Origin of the sequence: Corynebacterium sp., from assembly GCF_052107835.1 — a bacterium.
Classification (GTDB): Bacteria; Actinomycetota; Actinomycetes; order Mycobacteriales; family Mycobacteriaceae; genus Corynebacterium.
Window position 1 is genome coordinate 1 of sequence record NZ_JBQEDF010000062.1, and the last position, 18,334, is coordinate 18,334.

The window sequence follows — 18,334 nt, forward strand, 5'->3', positions numbered from 1 at the left end:
CCCTGCACGGTGGTCTCCAGCTGCTCCTCGCTCATCTGGCCGTGGGCGACAACCACGCGGGCCTCCGGGACGAGCTCCCGGATGCGCGAGGCCGCGTCCTCGATGCTCCTGACCCTGTTGTGGACGTAGAACACCTGCCCGTCGCGCAGCAGCTCGCGGCGGATCGCCGCGGCGATGTGCTTGCCGTCCTGCGGGCCGACGTAGGTGAGGACGGGGTGCCGGTCCTGCGGCGGGGTGAGGATCGTGGACATCTCCCGGATCCCCGCCATCGACATCTCCAGGGTGCGCGGGATGGGCGTCGCGGACATGGTGAGCACGTCCACGTGGGTGCGCAGCGACTTGATGTGCTCCTTGTGCTCCACACCGAAGCGCTGCTCCTCGTCGACCACGATCAGGCCCAGGTTCTTCCACTGCACACCGGTGGCCAGCAGTCGGTGGGTGCCGATGACGATGTCCACGGTGCCCTCGGCCATCCCGTCGAGGACCTCCTTCGACTCGCGTGGGGACGTGAAGCGCGACAGTTCGCGGATCTGCGTGGGGAAGTCCTGCATGCGGTCGACGAAGGTGCGGTAGTGCTGCTGCGCCAGCAGCGTGGTGGGCACCAGGATCGCGACCTGCTTGCCGGACTGCACCGCCTTGAACGCGGCACGCACCGCCACCTCGGTCTTGCCGTAGCCCACATCGCCGACGATCACCCGGTCCATGGGCACCGGCTTCTCCATGTCGGACTTGACCGCCTCGATGGAGTTGTACTGGTCCTCGGTCTCGGTGAAGGGGAAGGCCTCCTCCAGCTGCCGCTGCCAGGGGGTGTCCGGATCGAAGGCGTAGCCGGGTGCTGCCTGGCGCGCCGCGTAGAGCTGCACGAGTTCGCCGGCGATCTCCCGGACCGCGCTACGGGCCTTCTTCTTGGTGGCCTTCCATTCCGAGCCGCCCATCTTCGACAGGGCGGGCTTCTCCCCGCCGACGTAGCGGGACAGCAGGTCGAGCTGGTCCATGGGGACGTAGAGTTGGTCGCCGGGACCCCCGCGCTTGGACGGTGCGTACTCCAGGACGAGGTACTCGCGGCGGGAGGCGTCCTCCCCCTTGCCGATGGTGCGCTCGGTCATCTTCACGAACCGTCCGATGCCGTGCTGGTCGTGGACCACCAGGTCACCGGGTTCCAGGGCGAGTGGGTCGACCCGGTTGCGTTTCTTCGCGGCCTTGCGCTTGCCGGTGGAGGACGCCTCCACACGGTTGCCGGTGACGTCGGTCTCCGTGATGAACAGGACGTCACGGGTGTCCAGGCCCCCGTGCGCGACGGCCTGGTAGATACTGACGGTGCCTTCCGCCGGCTGTTGGTCGGTGGTGTGCCTGGAGCGGCGCATCCGTCCCTGCCCGGTGATCCCGTCCAGGTCCACGCCCACCGCTTCCGCGGCGATGCCCGCCTCGCGGAACCGCCGCAGCATCCGGGCGACGATCGTGGGGGACGGCGCGGCGTAGGCCACGCGTCCCCCGCCCTCCACCCGCGTGCGCACGGTGGACATCATGTGCCCGATAGCCTCCAGGTCACCGTGGGGGGCGGGGGCCGGGGAGTAGTCGAGCAGCAGGGGTTCGGCGTCGGGGTCGTCGTAGTCGGCGATGCCGGTGGGCGAGACCGTCCACCAGGGACGGTCCAGTGCGTCCTGCGTGACCTGCAGGGACGCCAGGGTGCGGTACCCTGCGCGGTCGGTCTCCATGGCGTCGTCGCTGGTCGAGGCAATGGCGTCCACGTCCACCGGTGCGGCGCCACCCATGGCGGCGACCTCCCAGCCTGCGGCGAGGAACTCTCGTCCGGTGGCGATCAGGTCCTCCGCCCGGCGCTCGACGGCCGCCGGGGTCAGCACCACGGTGTGGCTGCCCTGCGGCATCAGTTCCGGGAGGGTCTGCATCGACCCGTCGTAGAGCACCGGGATCAGCGACTCCATGCCCTGGACCGGGGTGCGCTGGCTGATCCTGTCGAAGGCCTCCGCCAGCTCCGGGTTGCCGGCGTTGTCCCGGGACAGCTTCTCCGCTCTGGCGGCGATCCCGTCGGTGATCAGCAGTTCACGTACCGGGTGGACCAGCACCTCGCCGGGGACGGACTCCGGGATGGTGCGCTGGTCCCCCACCGAGAACACGCGCACCTCACTGATCTCGTCGCCCCAGAAATCGACGCGTACCGGCATCTCCGAGGTCGCCGGGAAGATGTCGAGGATGCCTCCGCGGGTGGCGAACTCACCGCGCCTGCCCACCACGTCCGAATGCGTGTAGCCGAACTCCACGAGTCGTTCCTGGACATCGGTGAAGTCCACTTCCGCGCCCTCGGCCAGGCGCACCGGCTCCGTGTCCCCGAGCCCGGCCATGACGGGCTGCACCACCGAGCGGGTCGGGGCGACGATCACGCTGACCTCACCGTGCGCCAGCCGGTACAGGGCCTGCCTGCGCTGCGAGACGGTCTCCACCCCCGGCGACAGCCGCTCGTGCGGCAGGGTCTCCCAGGACGGCACCATCGCCACGGTGTCCCCCAGCATCGCGGTGAGCTGCGCGGTGAGGTCCTCCGCCTGGCGCCCGGTCGCCGTCACCACGAGGACAGGCGCCTTCCTCGCCAGTGTGGCCAGGGCGAACGGCCATGCGGCGTCCGGCCCCTGGAGGTGCAGCCGGCGGTCGCCGACGTGCGTGACCATCCCCTGCAGCTTCGGGTCGGACGCGACGGTGTCCAGGACGCCGGACAGGGGTGCGGGGCTCATGACGCTCATGGGGTTCCATCGTAGTGGTGCACCCCATGCGGTAGAGTGACCGGTTGACCGGCGACGCCGACGCACGACGCCCGCGTGGCGCACAGCGTCCGCGGTGTTCCCGGCGTTCCCCCATGGTGTAATGGCAACACTCCGGTTTTTGGTACCGGCATTCCAGGTTCGAGTCCTGGTGGGGGAGCTTTTCATGCCACTGTCGTCGATCGGGTGTCGGCCGGGGTCGGACTATCACACCGACGGCGATTGTCTTTACGCTTCCGCAGCGCCCTGACCTGCATGTCTCAACCGGTGGGAATCACTGGGGGTGTGAAAGTCCGACGTCCCCGTGGTCGCCCCTGCACAGCCGCCGCCGAAACTCCCCGACACCCTCGCGACCTGCGCTTTACTCCCCCGGTCGCCGGATCAGCCACCCCGCAGCGTTACACTGACGGGCATTCGTGTGACCCGTTTAATACAAAGGACACCGCCCATCGTGACTGAAGAGAACACACCAGTAGCCGTCATCGTGCTCGCCGCGGGCGCCGGCACCCGCATGAAGTCGGCCACGCAGAAGACGCTGCACTCCATCGGTGGCCGCACGCTGCTCTCCCACAGCCTGCACGCCGCCGACACCATCTCGCCGGAGCGCATCGTCGCCGTCATCGGGCACGGCCGTGACCAGGTCGGCCCCGCCGCCGAAGCCATCGCCGCCGAACTGGACGCGCCGGTCAGCCTCGCCGTCCAGGAGGAGCAGCTCGGCACCGGCCACGCCGTGCAGTGCGGCATCGCCGCCCTCGACGGCTTCGACGGCACCGTCATCGTCACCAACGCCGACGTCCCCCTGCTCACCGGTGCGACCCTCGGCCACCTCCACTCCGCGCACACCGATGTCCCCACCGGTGTCACCGTGCTCACCACGGCGCTGGACGACCCGTTCGGCTACGGCCGGATCATCCGCAACGACGAGGGCGAAGTCACCGCCATCGTCGAGGAGAAGGACGCCGACGCCGCCGAGAAGGCCGTTACCGAGATCAACTCCGGTGTCTTCGCCTTCGACGCCGGCATCCTGCGCGACGCACTGACCCGCCTGCGGACCGACAACTCCCAGGGCGAGCTGTACCTCACCGACGTGCTCGGCATCGCCCGCCACGACGGCCACCCGGTCCGCGCCTACCACTCCGACGACACCCGTCAACTGGCCGGCGTCAACGACCGCGTCCAGCTCGCCGCCGCCGGGGCCGAACTGAACCGCCGCACCGTGGAGAAGGCCATGCGCGGCGGGGCGAGCATCGTCGACCCGACCACGACGTGGATCGACGTCGAGGTCACCGTCGGACGCGACGTCACCGTCCTGCCCGGTACCCAGCTCAAGGGCACCACGACCATCGCCGACAACGTCACCGTCGGACCCGATTCCACCCTGCAGGACGTCACCGTCGGCGAGGGGGCCTCCGTGGTCCGCACCCACGCCATCGAGTCGGTCATCGGCCCGAATGCCGAGGTCGGCCCGTTCACCTACCTGCGACCCGGCACGGACCTGGGCGAGGACGGCAAGCTCGGCGGCTTCGTCGAGACGAAGAAGGCCACCATCGGCAGGGGCTCCAAGGTCCCGCACCTCACCTACGTGGGCGACGCCACGATCGGTGAGGAGTCCAACATCGGCGCGTCCAGCGTCTTCGTCAACTACGACGGCGTGGAGAAGCACCACACCACCGTCGGCTCACACGTGCGCACCGGCTCGGACACGATGTTCATCGCACCGGTGACCGTCGGCGACGGCGCGTACTCCGGCGCCGGGACCGTGATCAAGGACGACGTCCCCGCCGGCGCCCTGGCCATCACCGAGGGCCGCCAGCGCAACATCGAGGGCTGGGTGCAGCGCAAACGTCCCGGTACACCCGCCGCCGAGGCCGCCGAAAAGGCGCAGGACACCGACCCCGCCTGACGCGTCACCCGCCGGGGCCCTGACCCCGTGCGGGGGACACGTAAGGCGAACCCGTGTTGGTTCGCGCAAACACCCCGTCCTACACTCATCCCAGCGATAAGCTCAGTGACTAGCTCTCCACCCATGTCGGAAAGGTCGTAGAACCCGTGTCCCACTGGATCGACAATCAGAAGAACCTGATGCTCTTCTCCGGTCGTGCCCACCCCGAGCTCGGCGAGGCCGTCGCTCGTGAGCTCGGGGTCGAGTTGACCCCCACCACAGCCCACGACTTCGCCAACGGTGAGATCTTCGTCCGGTTCGAGGAATCGGTCCGTGGCTCCGACGCCTTCGTGCTGCAGGCCCACCCGCAACCGCTGAACAAGTGGGTCATGGAGCAGCTCATCATGATCGACGCCCTGAAGCGCGGCTCCGCCAAGCGCATCACCGCGATCCTGCCGTTCTACCCCTACGCCCGCCAGGACAAGAAGCACCGGGGACGCGAGCCGATCTCCGCCCGCCTGGTCGCCGACATGCTGAAGACCGCCGGTGCCGACCGGATCGTCTCGGTGGATCTGCACACCGACCAGATCCAGGGCTACTTCGACGGCCCCGTGGACCACATGCACGCCATGCCGATCCTCACCGACCACATCATCGACAAGTACGGGATGGACAACCTCTGCGTGGTCTCCCCCGACGCCGGCCGCGTGAAGGTCGCCGAGAAGTGGTCGAACGTGCTCGACGGCGCCCCGCTGGCCTTCGTCCACAAGACCCGCGACGTGGACGTGGCCAACAAGGTCACCGCCAACCGCGTCGTCGGCGATGTCGAGGGACGCACCTGCGTGCTGCTGGACGACATGATCGACACCGGCGGAACCATCGCCGGCGCGGTGAAGGTGCTGCGCGAGGCCGGCGCCGGCGACGTCATCATCGCCACCACCCACGGTGTGTTCTCCGGCCCCGCCCGCGAGCGTCTCAACGACTGCGGCGCCCGCGAGGTCATCACCACCGACACCCTGCCGCAGAACACCGAGGGCTGGGACAACCTGACCGTCCTGCCCATTGCGCCGCTGGTCGCGAAGACCGTCCACGAGATCTTCGAGAACGGTTCGGTCACCACGCTGTTCGAGTGATACACTGTCCCCCGTCTCGGCGAGGGCTGGTGTGAACCAGCCGTTATCGGCGCGAATACGTTCCACGGTTCTTCCCTGGGACGGTCATACGCACCTTCAGCCGCGACCCCGTCATGATGGCGGTGGCCGCGGTTTTTTCGTGAGACCGATCAATCCCCGAAATCCACGACCACATGTCCAGGAGAAGACCATGGCAACCAACATCAACCGCATCAGCGGCCTGCCCCGCACCGAGTTCGGCAAGGGCGCGGCCCGCCGTCTGCGCCGCGACTGGCGCATCCCGGCCGTCCTGTACGGATCCTTCCACGAGCCGCTCCACGTCAGCTTCGAGCTGCTGGAGTTCCAGGGCATCGTGCGCAACAACGGCGTCAACGCCATCCTCGAAGTCGAGATCGACGGCGAGGACAACCTCTGCATGATCAAGTCCGTGGACCAGAACGTCCTGACCCTGGACATCGACCATGCCGACCTGCTCTCCGTGAAGCGCGGCGAGAAGGTCGAGGTCGACGTGCCCGTCGTCTCCGAGGGCGAGGCCGCCTCCGGTACCCAGGTTGTGCAGGACGCCGACGTCGTCACCGTCGAGTCCGACGTGCTGTCCATCCCCGAGGAGATCTACTTCTCCATCGAGGGCAAGGAGATCGGCGACCAGGTCCTGGCCGGCGACCTGCAGATGCCGGCGAACACCACGCTGGTCTCCGACGAGGACACGCTGATCGTCAACGTCATCGCCCCGGAGGTCGCCCCCGAGCCGGAGGAGGACGCCGAGGCAGTCCAGACCGAGGAGGAGGCCGCAGAGGCCGCCGCCGAGGCATCGGACGACGACTCCGAGTAGTTTCTCCGCTCCTCCCGTTCACCGGGACGGCGGCATCCCGGCACCCGGGGACTGTTTCACTGAAGGAAACCGTCCCTGGGTGCCAATCTGCGTGAGGGGATGAGTGAGGGGTGGGTGTGGGATGATGTTCGGGTGAACAGTACAGGCACCACCCCCCTGCTCGTCATCGGCCTCGGCAACCCGGGGGCGGAGTACGAGGGCACCCGGCACAACATCGGTGCCATGGTCCTCGACGAGGTGGCAGGGAACAGCGGGGGTCCGGCTGGACCGGCCAGCCTCAGCACCAACCGCAAGCTCAACGCACAGGTGGCGGAGACCCGGCTGGACGACCGGCGCATCATCCTGGCCCGGCCGCGCAGCTACATGAACCTGTCGGGCGGGCCGGTCAAGGCCCTGGCCACCTACTACAAGGTCGCCCCCGCCCGGATCCTGGTCATCCACGACGAGCTTGACCTCGGTCTGGGCTCCGTGAAGCTCAAGATAGGCGGCGGGCTCAACGCGCACAACGGACTCAAGGACATCGCGAAGTCGCTGGGGACCCGCGACTTCCCGCGCATCCAGGTGGGCATCGGGCGGCCTCCGGGACGCATGGCCCCGGCGGCGTACGTCCTGAAACCCTTCGCGAAGGCGGAACGCAGCGAACTGCCGATCGTGCTGGCGGACGCCGCCGACCTCGTCGCGGACGTCGCGACCGGTAGGGTGTCGGCATGAGTGTGCTCACCCGGCTGGTCACCGCCCTCTCCTCCGCCCTCCGGCGACCGCGCGACGGCTCGACAGTGGACCCGGATGCCCTGCCACCCGCCCAGTGGCTGGTCATCGGCCTGGGCAATCCCGGCCCGACGTACGCCGGGACACGGCACAACGTGGGATACCTGGTGACCGACCGGCTCCTCGACCGGTCCGGCCAGGACGAGCTGCGCGGGATCCCGGGGATCAAGGCGCGCGTCGCCCGCACCGAGGTGGACGGGCACGGCGTCCTGCTGGTCCGGCCGACGACGTACATGAACCTGTCCGGGGAGGCCGTGGCCCCGCTCGCTGCGTCCTACGGGATCACCCCCGACCACATCATCGCCGTCCACGATGAACTGGACCTGCCGGCCGGGAAGGTCAAGGTGAAACTGGGCGGCAACGAGAACGGGCACAACGGACTGAAGTCCCTCACCGACAAGCTCGGCACGCGCGACTACGTCCGCGTCCGGGTCGGTATCGGGCGTCCGGGAAAGGGCGTCGGCGTCGTCGAGCACGTGCTCACCGCCCTGGGCGACGGCCACGACTGGGACGCGGTGGCGGACACGGCCGCCGATGCCGTGGACATCATCGTCGGACGCGGCGTCGCCGCAGCCCAGAACGAGATCCACCCGCGACGGTAGCCGCCGCGGGTAGGGTGCGGGCATGGCTGACTCTTCCCCCCGCTCCTTCCGCAACGACCCCGGGGAGTTCCTCCCCCGCGCCCTCGGAGGCTTCGTCGCCTCGCATCCGGACGCACGATGGGACGACGCCGGGTTCATCGCCCGCGAATCGCCCGTCACCACCGGGGACGGCACCCCGGCTGTCGCCGTGATCTCCGGCGGCGGCTCAGGCCACGAACCCATGCACGCCGGCTTCCTCGGCGACGGGATGCTCGCCGCCGCCGTGCCGGGACTGCTGTTCACCTCCCCGAATGCCGTGCAGGTCACCGAGGCCACGACGTGGGCGGACCGGGCCTCCGGTGGCAGGGGCGTGGTCCACATCGTGAAGAACTACACCGGCGACGTGATCAACTTCCGGGTCGCCAGGCAGGGACTCCCCGACGTCGACACCCGGGAGGTCATCGTCGCCGATGACGTGGCGACGGAGAACGGGGACGACGACGAAAGCTCCGGCCCGGGACGCCGCGGCACTGGGGCGACCATCCTGGTCGAGAAGGTCGCCGGGGCCGCCGCCCAGCGTGGGTACTCCCTGAACGAGGTGGCGCGGCTCGCACAGTCCACGGCGGACAACTCCCGCTCCATGGCCGCGGCGGTGTCCCCCGGCCACCTGCCCACCTCCGGGCGCTACACCTTCGATCTCGACGAGGGTGAGATGGAGATCGGGGTGGGGATCCACGGCGAGGCCGGGGTGGAGCGGGTCGCGATCGCCCCGGCCCACGACGTGGTCGGCAGGCTTGTCTCGGCGATCGTCGACGACCTCGGACTCACGGAGGGTGAACGGGTGGTGTGCCTGGTCAACGGCCTGGGCGCCACCACGAACCTGGAACTGGACCTGATCTTCGACGAGGTCCTGCGCTTCCTCGGGCCCCGGGGGGTCTCCGTGTCCCGCAGCCTCGTCGGCAGCTTCGTGACCTCGGTGAACATGGCCGGGATCTCCGTGACACTGACCCGGCTCACCGACGGCAACGGCGACGGCGACGGCGACGACATAGTCTCCCTGCTGGACGACCCGACGTCCGCCCCCGCCTGGCCGTGCACCCTCGGCGTCGACCCGGAACCGGTGGACGCGGTGACCCGGGTCGATGACGACGTCCCCGGAGGCGACGGCTCGCCGGTGAACCAGTGGCTCACCGACTTCGTCACCGGGGTAACCGGTGCCGTCGACGACCTCACCGAGCTGGACCGTTTGGCCGGCGACGGCGATTTCGGCACGAACATGGAGGCGGCGTTCGGGGATCTGCCGCAGGAGTTGCGTGGGACGGACGCCGAGGTGCTGTCCGCGTTGTCGAACCGGTTGTTCGTGCGTGCCGGCGGGACGTCGGGGGCGATCTTCGGCACCATGTTCCGCGAGATGGCCACGACCGCCCAGGCGGACGAGTCCCCCTCCCTGTCCGCCGGTGAACTGGCCACGGCCCTGTCGCGGGCGCTGGACGCGGTGACGGAGCTGGGCGGGGCGAAGCCCGGTGACCGCACCATGGTGGATGCCCTGGACCCCGCGGCCACCGCGGCGCGCGACGCCGCCTCCGCGGATCCGGACGCCGCACCCGACCTCGCGGCGATCCATGCCGCGGCCCTGGACGGTGCCCGTTCGACCTCCGATCTGAAAGGGAACAAGGGGCGGGCGTCCTACCTCGGCGACCGCGCCCGTGGCGTGGTTGACCCGGGCGCTCTGGTCATCGCCTGGATCTTCGGCGGTGCCGGGGAGATGGAGTAGGCGGTGGCCCACCGCAGGAACTCGAGAACGTACCGCGGCGTACCCGGACCGACGGCCCCCGGGGACGACGGTCCGGTCGCAGGCACCTACGAGGGCGACTACGGCCTGATCGAGCTCGAGCCGGACCCGTACACCGGCAACGGCTGGCTGATCAGCGTCAACGGCGTACCCAGCTCCCACATCGTGGTCGGGGAACCCCGGGAACTCGTCTTCGAGTACATGCAGTGGATTGCCGTCGCCGTGGAGAGCCACGTCGGTGCCTCCGTACCCGACCCCACCAAGCTGCGCCTCACCCACCTCGGCGGCGGGGCGTGCACGATGGCACGCTACTTCGCCGACGTCTACCCCGGTTCCCGCAACACCGTGGTGGAACTGGACGGGGAGCTCGCCGTACTGGCACGGAAGTGGTTCGACATCCCCCGCAGTCCCCGGGTGAAGATCCGGGTGGACGATGCGCGCGAGGTCGCAGATGCCTTCACCCCGGCAAGCCGGGACGTGATCATCCGTGACGTCTTCTCCGGCGCCGTGACACCGGAGAACCTCACCACCGTCGACTTCTTCCGTGACTGCCACCGGGGTCTGGCACCGGGCGGCCTCTACGTATCCAACTGCGGCGACCACGCGGACCTGTCGGGGGCGAAGGCGGAGCTCGCCGGCATGGCGGAGGTGTGGGAGCACGTGGCCGTCATCGCCGATCCCCCGATGCTGAAGGGCCGGCGCTACGGCAATATCGTGCTGCTCGCGTCGGACACCGGGATCACCGAACCCCCGAGCCGGGAACTGCTCAGCGGCGCAGTCCCCGCCCATTTCAAGGACGGGGAGTGGACGCGGCGCTTCTTCTCCGGCGCGAAGCCGCGTCAATGATGCGCCGTCCAGCAGGGCGGAAGTCATCGCATATCTGCCTCGTGCGTGCCACGATCGCAGCCACACCGTGACGCAAACCCCCCTGCCCCGCCAGCAACCTGTTCGGCGCCACGTTCCCCGCGTAACGTGGCAGGCATGACTCAACCTCCACTCCCCCACGTCGCACTCGGCACCTGGTCCTGGGGCACCGGTGACGCCGGCGGCGACCAGGTCTTCGGCAACGACCTCGGCGCGTCCGACCTGAAACCCATCGTGGATGCCGCGATGGAACAGGGTCTCACCCTGTGGGACACCGCACCGGTCTACGCCGCCGGCAACTCCGAGCAGATCCTCGGTGAGCTGCTGGCACCTTACAGCCGATCCGACTACCTGATCTCGACCAAGTTCACCCCGGGCATCTCCGACCAGTACGGCGACGACATGGAGACCATGCTGGACGCCAGCCTCGACCGTCTCGGCACCGACCACGTTGACCTGTACTGGATCCACAACCAGGACGACATCGAGAAGTGGACGCCCCAACTCATCCCGCTGGTCAAGGCCGGGAAGGTGAAGCAGGTCGGTGTCTCGAACCACAACCTGGAGCAGATCCGGCGCGTCACCGAGATCCTCGGCGACGGCGGCGTGGAGCTCTCCGCCGTCCAGAACCACTACAGCCTGCTGTTCCGCGACTCCGAGGACACCGGTATCCTGGACCACTGCCTCAGCCACAACGTGGACTTCTACTCCTACATGGTGCTGGAGCAGGGTGCGTTGACCGGTGCCTACTCCACACAGCACCCCCTGCCCGAGGGCAGCGACCGGGCGCGCACCTACAACGGCATCCTGCCCCTGCTGGAGAACCTCACCGGAGCGCTCGCCGAGATCGGCGGGAACCACGGCGGGCTCAGCGTCGCCGAGGTCGCCACGGTATGGGCGACGACCAAGGGCACAATCCCGATCATCGGTGTGACCAAGCAGCGCCACATCGACTCGCAGGTCCGCACCGCGGGAGTCTCACTCACCGGTGACGAGGTAGAGCGCATCGAACAGCTCGCCACCGAGATCACGGAGTCCGGGGCACAGGTCCGCGGCGACTGGGAGAAACCACTCGCCTGAAACCAGTACCATCCATGGCATGGCCCTCATAGAGCTCCATGACGTGCAGAAGATCTACCAGTCCTCCAGCGGCGAGGTCCGTGCCCTCGACGGCATCGACCTCACTGTCGGGGAGGGCACCGTGCGCGGACTGCTCGGACCCAACGGCGCCGGGAAAACAACCGCGGTCAAGGTCCTGACCACGCTGACCCGCCCCACCGCCGGCACCGCCACGGTCGCGGGTCTGGACGTGGTGAAGGACGCCGCCGCCGTCCGGCGCATCATCGGGGCGTCCGGCCAGTACGCCACCATCGACGAGGAACTCTCCGCCCGCGAGAACCTGCTGCTCATCGGCCGCCTGTTCCATCTCGGCGACAGGAGGGCGAAGCAGCGCGCGGGGGAACTCCTGGAGCTCTTCGACCTCACCGCCGCGGCCGACCGCCCGGTCAAGGGTTTCTCCGGCGGTATGCGGCGGCGTGCCGATCTGGCGGCGTCCCTGGTCAGCGACCCGAAGATCCTCTTCCTCGACGAACCGACCACCGGGCTCGACCCCGTCGCGCGGATGAACCTGTGGGAGGTGATCCGCGAACGCGTGGCCGCGGGGACGACCCTGCTGCTCACCACGCAGTACCTGGAGGAGGCGGACCAGCTCGCAGACGAGATCAGCGTGATCGACCGGGGCACCGTCATCGCCGAAGGAACCGCCGACCAGCTCAAGGCCCAGGTCGGCGGTCAGAGCATCAAGGTCACCCTGGAGGACGCGGACGATGTCGGGCACACTGCGGATCTGCTGGCCCCGCTCAGCGTCCGCGCCGACGAGCGTCCCCGCATCGACGGCCGGTCCGTGAGCGTCACCGTCGCCGACGGCCCCGTCGCCCTGGAACAGGCCCTGGCCAGACTCAGGGAACAGGGCACCGGCATCCATGACGTCGGACTTGCCCGCCCCAGCCTCGACGACGTTTTCCTGTCGCTGACCGGATCGGAGGCACGTTCATGAACCCGGTGGCCGAGTGGCTCATCGACGTCCGTGCCGTCACCCTGCGCAACATCACCCGCTACCGCCGCACCCCGGACCTGCTGGTGTGGGGCATGGCGCAGCCGCTGATGTTCGTCCTGCTGTTCAGCCAGGTCCTCGGCGGCGCGATTGACGTCCCCGGCCAGGACTACACGTCCTTCCTGATGGCGGGCATCTTCGTGCAGACAATGATCTTCGGCGGGACGTTCTCCGGCATCCTCATGGCCGAGGACAGGAAGAAGGGGCTCATCGACCGGTTCAGGACGCTCCCCATGGCCCCGTCTGCGGTCCTCGTCGGCAGGACGCTGGGCGATGTCGTCCTGAGCGCGTTGACGCTCATCGTCATGGTGCTCGCCGGGCTCGCGGTGGGCTGGCGTTTCGACAACGGGCTGTGGGGGCTGGTCGGCGGGCTGGCTCTGCTGCTGGTCTTCTCCTGGAGCTTCGCCTGGGTGCTGGTGTGGCTGGGGCTGATGGTGAAGAGTCCGGAGGCGTTGAACAGTGCGTCCTTCATGATCCTGTTCCCACTGAGCTTCCTGTCCAACGGCTTCGTCCCCGCCGAGACCATGCCCACCGCGCTGGAGACCTTCGCGAACTACAACCCGGTCAGCGCCCTGGTCCAGGCCACCCGTGAACTCTTCGGCAACACCGGGGGTGCCCCCGTGCCGGACGTGTGGACCATGCAGAACCCCGTCATCACCGTGCTGATCGGCTGCGTGGTTATGGTGACGGTCTTCGGCACCGCCGCCACGCGCCGGTTCAGCCGGGTGGAGTGAATTACCGGCATCTCACCGCCGACGGGACTCCATCATTCCGTGGAAGATCTCGGCGGCGGTCCGGTTGTCCCAGCTCCCCTCCGTCGCCCCCAATGAACCCGACGCACCCTCCCCGACAGCCGTCACCGCCGGACGCAGCTCCCGGTCCACGAACTGCGTACGACACATCGCCATGCCCATGGCACCGACCTCGGTGGTGCGGATCTCCCCTGCCCACGGGTAGATGTCCTGCATGATGTTTGAGTGGACCCCGATGAGGTCATCACGGGTGAAGGTGGTGAGGGGTGGTGAGTCCTCGAGTTCATACAATCTCTGCGCCGCAAGTCGTCCGGCGATTCGTTCAAGTCCATCCGGATCCCCAATGCCGAAGTAGTTCTCCGGAGCACTTCCAGCGGCGTCCCCCACGTTTTCCCCTATGCTCCCCGAGTGATTCGCCGTCGCAATTCCGCCGCCCTCGGCATACCGGAGAGCCCCTCCTCCTCCAGAATCTCCAGTACTGTCTGGTCGGCGGAAGTCTCACCACGAAGGATCCTCCGCCCACGCGCTTCATCCTCCGGCGTGACCGGCTGCCCCGCCATCGTCATCGACGCGGCGACAGCAGCGGCTTTCTGGTCATCGGTGCGGTAGTCCGTCATGATGCTGACCTCCCATTTCCTGTTGATCAGGGCACCATCGCGCGCCACCCCACGACAGCCCCGTGCCCCAGGGAAGTGTTACCACTTTAGGGTGGTAACACTTCCGGCGAGGCCCATGAGACTACCTCCCGGCCATGTGCCTCCCCGCGATCATCCCGAACACCGAGGCCGGACCGATCGTCGACCCGGGACCCGGGTAGGTCCGGCCCATCACCACCGCCGAGTTGTTGCCGGCGGAGTACAGGCCGTCGATCACCGAACCGTCCTCGCGCAGGGCCCGCGAGAACTCATCGCACACCACGCCACCCTTGGTGCCCAGGTCGCCGATCACCAGCTTCACCGCGGTGAACGGCTTCTTCTCCAGGGTGCCCAGGTTCGGGTTCGGGTGGACGTTCGGATCGGAGTAGTAGCGGTCGTAGGCCGAGTTTCCGCGTCCGAAGTCGCCGTCCACCCCGGCGCGGGCGAAGCCGTTGAACCGGTCCACGGTCGACCGCAGCGTCGCCGGGTCGGCACCGATGGACGAGGCGAGTTCCTCGAGGGTGTCCGCCTTGTGCAGGATCCCCTCGGCCTTCATCGCCTTCACGCCCCTCGGGTCAAGCATGTAGTTGCGCAGGTACTTCAGCGCATGGACATGGTCGGCGACCAGCCAGAAGTCACCGTCGATGTCATGCTCGATCATGTGGTGGCCCAGGTCCACGTAGGACTCCGACTCATTGGCGAAGCGCTCGCCCTTCGCATCCACGATGATGCCGTGCGGGACGGAGCGCTCGCCGAGCACGAACAGCGTGCCGGACGCGGAACTTGCCGCGACCGAGGCACCCCACCAGGCGTCGTCGAGGAGTTCGGTCGCCGCACCGGCGTCCACGGCGATGTCGATCGGTCCGCCGAGGTTGCCTTCCGCGCCGGACGGGTTGCCCTCCAGCCCCTGCAGTTCCCTGCGCTTGGCCCGGTTGTGGTCGAAGCCGCCGCCGGCGAGCATGACCCCCTTCGATGCGCCGATGGTCAGTGACGTGCCGTTCTTGGTGGTTTTCACACCGACCACCTTCTCGCCGTCGAAGACCAGCTCCTGGAGCGGAGATTCGAGCCACAGTTCCGCTCCACCCTGGATCACGACCTTCTCCAGGAAGGACGACGCCAGCGCCGCACCGATCCCCGCCGGCCAGCCCTCCTTGACCGTGGCCGCTGCGGTGCGCAGGACCATCTCCGCGCCCCGGCGGAACCCGCTGACGGTGGACCAGGCCCTGGTCAGCAGCCACACGTCATCGGTCTTGATGGGCATCGGGGTGGACATCTGGCAGGTTTTCGACCACTCACCCAGCCGCTTCATCGGGAAGGGTTTGTGCTCGATGGACCGACCGATCTTGCCGCCGGGACGCTCCGGGTAGTAGTCGGCATAGTCGGGTGAGCGGACGAACTCCATCCCGAACCTCTGCCCGGTCGTCACGAAATCGGCGATGCCGTCGACGAAGGCCTCCTTGCGTTCACGGCTGGTGGACCGTCCCTCATCACCCACCGTGGCCTCCAGGTACTCCAGCGCCTCCTCCCGGGAGTCACCGACCTGATCGGCCTGCATCAGCGGGTTGTCCGGCAACCACAGCCCCCCGCCGGACATGGAGGTGTTGCCGCCCCATTTGCCCGTGCTCTCCAGGATCAGGACGCTCAACCCCTCGTCCAACGCGCCCATCGCGGTGGACATCCCCGCCGCCCCGGATCCCACGACGACCACGTCGAATTCCCTGTCGAAACCCGTACCGGACCCCGTGCCGTTCTCTGTCCCGCTCATGATGCCACGCTCCTTCAGCGTGCTCGCGCACCGGCGGCGGAGTGATGTCCTTCCCCGATGCTTTCACCGACGAAATCTACGCTTCCCGATGCTACGCCGTCCGGGTTACGCGACCGCCGGATCGGGGGTGGCCGCGGTGTAGGGGATGCGGCCCCCGGCGATCACCATCTCCACCTGCCGGTCGGACAGGCGGTGGCGCAGCACAACCTCGCGTCCGCCGATCGTGGCGTCCACCCGGTCACCGTCGCGCAGCGCGTCCCGCAGCCCGGTGATCACGACCTCGTCGTCCCGGGACACGGCGTCGTGGTCGGACGGGTCGTCGAACTCGAGCGGCAGGATCCCGAAGTTCGCCAGGTTCTGCCAGTGGATCCGGGCGAAGGACTTCGCGATCACCGCGCGCAGTCCCAGGTAGCGGGGCGCGACGACGGCATGCTCGCGGGACGACCCCTGCCCGTAGTTGTCACCGGCGACCACCACGTGGCTGCCGTTGTTGCCGGTGGACGACGCCCGGTCGAAGTAGGTGTCGTCGATGCGGGAGAAACTGAACTCCGAGATCTTCGGGATGTTGCTGCGGTACGGCAGCACCCGGGACCCTGCCGGCATGATCTCGTCGGTCGAGACGTCGTCGTCCATCACCAGCAGCACGGGCGCCTCCAGCCGGTCGTCCAACGGATCGAACTCCGGCAGCGAGGAGATGTTCGGCCCCTTGACCAGCTCCACCTTGGATGCCTCGTCGGGGGCGAGCGGTGCCAGCAGCATGTCATCCACGGAGCTGTACTTCTCCGGCATCTCCGGCACCGGGTACGCCATGTCGTACAGCGACCCCAGTTCCCGGGGGTCGGTGATCTTCCCCGTCAGGGCGGCGGCCGCGGCCGTCTCCGGCGAACACAGCCACACGGAGTCCTCCTCCGTGCCGGAGCGTCCCGGGAAGTTGCGCGGCATCGTGCGCAGGGAGTCCCGTCCGCTCGCCGGGGCCTGCCCCATCCCGATGCAGCCCATGCAGCCGGACTGGTGGATCCGGGCACCGGCCTTGACCACCGAGGTCAGCCACCCGCCGGCGATCATGTCGGCGAGGACCTCGCGGGAGGTGGGGTTGATGTCCACCGAGACCCCCGGCGCGGTCGAGCGCCCCTCGAGGATCTCGGCGACCATGGCGAAATCGCGCAGCCCCGGGTTCGCCGAGGAGCCCACGACGACCTGGGAGACCTCCTCGTCCTCCGCCGAAACCTCCCTGACCGGCACGACATTGCCGGGGGAGGACGGCCGGGCGATGAGCGGCTCGAGCTCGCTGAGATCGATGTGCTCGGTGAGGTCGTAGTCTGCGCCGTCGTCGGCGACCAGCCGGGTGAAGTCATCACCGCGGCCAACGGCCTCGAGGTAGTCACGGACCGCGTCATCGGCCGGGAACACGCTCGCGGTGGCACCGAGTTCGGCGCCCATGTTGGCGATAACGTGCCGGTCCATCGCCGTGAGGTTGTCGAGGCCGGGACCGTGGTACTCGATGATCCGGCCGGCACCGCCCTTCACGCCGTGGCGGCGGAGCATCTCCAGCACCACGTCCTTGGCGGAGACCCACGCGGGCAGTTCACCGGTGAGCTCCACGCCCCATACCTCGGGCATCGCCACGTAGAGCGGCTGGCCCGCCATTGCCATCGCGACCTCCAGGCCGCCGACCCCGATGGCCAGCATGCCCAGGGCCCCCGCGGCGCAGGTGTGCGAGTCGGACCCGATCATCGTGGCACCGGGCCGTCCGAAGTGGGCCTGGTGCACCGGGTGCGAGACCCCGTTCCCCGCCTTGGAGAACCACAGTCCGAAACGTTGCGCCGCCGACTGGAGGAACACGTGGTCGTCCGGGTTCTTCTCGTCGGTCTGCAGCAGGTTGTGGTCCACGTACTGCACGGAAAGCTCGGTCCTGATGCGGTCTAGGCCCATCGCCTCGAGCTCCAGCATGACCATGGTCCCCGTCGCGTCCTGGGTGAGCGTCTGGTCGACGGTCAAGCCGACCTCGCTCCCCGGCGTCATTTCACCGTCGACCAGGTGGTCTGCGATGAGTTTCTCCGCGACGTTCCTCTTCTCGTTCGTCTTCTCAGTCTTCACGGTTATCCCTCCTGGGAGTTGTGGATGTGACCGTGCCACCCACGCTACCCTGGCGCCACTGTTCGGTCAGGGGCCCGAGCGCAGGTAAGGTGACCAGACGTGTCAGACACCGCCAGTTCCACAGCATCCCCCACGTCCGTTGCCACCGAGGCGCACCGCCGACGCACCTTCGCCGTCATCGCCCACCCCGACGCCGGCAAGTCGACGCTGACCGAGGCCCTGGCGCTGCACGCGCACGTCATCAACGAGGCCGGCGCCGTCCACGGCAAGGCGGGACGCAAGTCCACGGTGTCCGACTGGATGGACATGGAGAAGGACCGCGGCATCTCCGTGGCGTCCTCCGCCCTGC

General features: G+C 68.4%; 16 protein-coding genes and 1 tRNA gene. 12 read left to right on the top strand and 5 right to left on the bottom strand.

The genetic code is table 11. The features are described 5' to 3' along the window. The coding region (locus ACTIL2_RS13180; RefSeq protein ID WP_442337943.1) for a transcription-repair coupling factor at window positions 1–2,744 on the bottom strand (2,744 nt) is incomplete at its 3' end. A gap of 116 nt (window positions 2,745–2,860) precedes the next feature. Between ACTIL2_RS13180 and ACTIL2_RS13185 the strand changes: the two genes are divergently transcribed. From ACTIL2_RS13185 to ACTIL2_RS13235, 11 genes are all read left to right on the top strand, one after another. Continuing rightward, window positions 2,861–2,931: transfer RNA gene (locus ACTIL2_RS13185), tRNA-Gln, on the top strand. A 291-nt stretch (window positions 2,932–3,222) separates the two neighbouring features. Beyond that, entirely contained in the window at window positions 3,223–4,674 is a 1,452-nt protein-coding gene (gene glmU, locus ACTIL2_RS13190; RefSeq protein ID WP_442337929.1) for a bifunctional UDP-N-acetylglucosamine diphosphorylase/glucosamine-1-phosphate N-acetyltransferase GlmU, read from the top strand. A 146-nt stretch (window positions 4,675–4,820) separates the two neighbouring features. Further along, on the top strand, window positions 4,821–5,786 hold the full coding sequence (locus tag ACTIL2_RS13195; RefSeq protein ID WP_442337930.1) for a ribose-phosphate diphosphokinase: 966 nt from the start codon (window positions 4,821–4,823) through the stop codon (window positions 5,784–5,786). A 190-nt stretch (window positions 5,787–5,976) separates the two neighbouring features. Continuing rightward, on the top strand, window positions 5,977–6,618 hold the full coding sequence (locus ACTIL2_RS13200) for a 50S ribosomal protein L25/general stress protein Ctc (RefSeq protein WP_442337931.1): 642 nt from the start codon (window positions 5,977–5,979) through the stop codon (window positions 6,616–6,618). Between the two features lie 99 nt (window positions 6,619–6,717). Continuing rightward, window positions 6,718–7,329, top strand: coding sequence for an aminoacyl-tRNA hydrolase (gene pth / locus ACTIL2_RS13205; protein WP_442337932.1), 612 nt, complete (start codon window positions 6,718–6,720; stop codon window positions 7,327–7,329). Further along, window positions 7,326–7,988, top strand: coding sequence for an aminoacyl-tRNA hydrolase (gene pth, locus ACTIL2_RS13210; protein WP_442337933.1), 663 nt, complete (start codon window positions 7,326–7,328; stop codon window positions 7,986–7,988). The genes pth (ACTIL2_RS13205) and pth (ACTIL2_RS13210) overlap by 4 nt, the downstream gene beginning before the upstream one ends. 22 nt (window positions 7,989–8,010) lie before the next feature. Next, window positions 8,011–9,741 (top strand): dihydroxyacetone kinase subunit DhaL, encoded by a 1,731-nt coding sequence (gene dhaL / locus ACTIL2_RS13215; RefSeq protein ID WP_442337934.1) that lies wholly within the window; start codon window positions 8,011–8,013, stop codon window positions 9,739–9,741. Window positions 9,742–9,744: 3 nt separating this feature from the next. Further along, window positions 9,745–10,605, top strand: coding sequence for a spermidine synthase (locus tag ACTIL2_RS13220; protein WP_442337935.1), 861 nt, complete (start codon window positions 9,745–9,747; stop codon window positions 10,603–10,605). 135 nt (window positions 10,606–10,740) lie between these two features. Beyond that, the gene (locus ACTIL2_RS13225) at window positions 10,741–11,703 is read left to right on the top strand and encodes an aldo/keto reductase (protein ID WP_442337936.1); all 963 of its coding nucleotides are present in this window, start codon (window positions 10,741–10,743) and stop codon (window positions 11,701–11,703) included. A gap of 19 nt (window positions 11,704–11,722) precedes the next feature. Next, a complete protein-coding gene (locus ACTIL2_RS13230) occupies window positions 11,723–12,679 on the top strand; it encodes an ATP-binding cassette domain-containing protein (RefSeq protein ID WP_442337937.1) in 957 nt (318 codons plus the stop codon). Then, the gene (locus ACTIL2_RS13235; protein ID WP_442337938.1) at window positions 12,676–13,470 is read left to right on the top strand and encodes an ABC transporter permease; all 795 of its coding nucleotides are present in this window, start codon (window positions 12,676–12,678) and stop codon (window positions 13,468–13,470) included. The genes ACTIL2_RS13230 and ACTIL2_RS13235 overlap by 4 nt, the downstream gene beginning before the upstream one ends. 12 nt (window positions 13,471–13,482) lie before the next feature. On the opposite strand, the gene ACTIL2_RS13240 is transcribed toward ACTIL2_RS13235, so the two are convergent. The 4 genes from ACTIL2_RS13240 to ACTIL2_RS13255 all read right to left on the bottom strand — a co-directional run bounded on the left by ACTIL2_RS13240 (window position 13,483) and on the right by ACTIL2_RS13255 (window position 17,910). Further along, the gene (locus tag ACTIL2_RS13240) at window positions 13,483–13,704 is read right to left on the bottom strand and encodes a hypothetical protein (RefSeq protein WP_442337939.1); all 222 of its coding nucleotides are present in this window, start codon (window positions 13,702–13,704) and stop codon (window positions 13,483–13,485) included. Between the two features lie 179 nt (window positions 13,705–13,883). Further along, complete coding sequence (locus ACTIL2_RS13245) at window positions 13,884–14,105, bottom strand: antitoxin VbhA family protein (protein ID WP_442337940.1); 222 nt, start codon at window positions 14,103–14,105, stop codon at window positions 13,884–13,886. Window positions 14,106–14,226: 121 nt separating this feature from the next. Further along, complete coding sequence (locus ACTIL2_RS13250) at window positions 14,227–15,888, bottom strand: FAD-dependent oxidoreductase (protein WP_442337941.1); 1,662 nt, start codon at window positions 15,886–15,888, stop codon at window positions 14,227–14,229. 105 nt (window positions 15,889–15,993) lie between these two features. After that, window positions 15,994–17,910 (bottom strand): aconitate hydratase, encoded by a 1,917-nt coding sequence (locus ACTIL2_RS13255; protein ID WP_442337944.1) that lies wholly within the window; start codon window positions 17,908–17,910, stop codon window positions 15,994–15,996. A gap of 174 nt (window positions 17,911–18,084) precedes the next feature. Between ACTIL2_RS13255 and ACTIL2_RS13260 the strand changes: the two genes are divergently transcribed. Continuing rightward, window positions 18,085–18,334, top strand: a 250-nt coding sequence (locus ACTIL2_RS13260) for a GTP-binding protein (RefSeq protein ID WP_442337942.1), incomplete at its 3' end; no start/stop codon positions are given.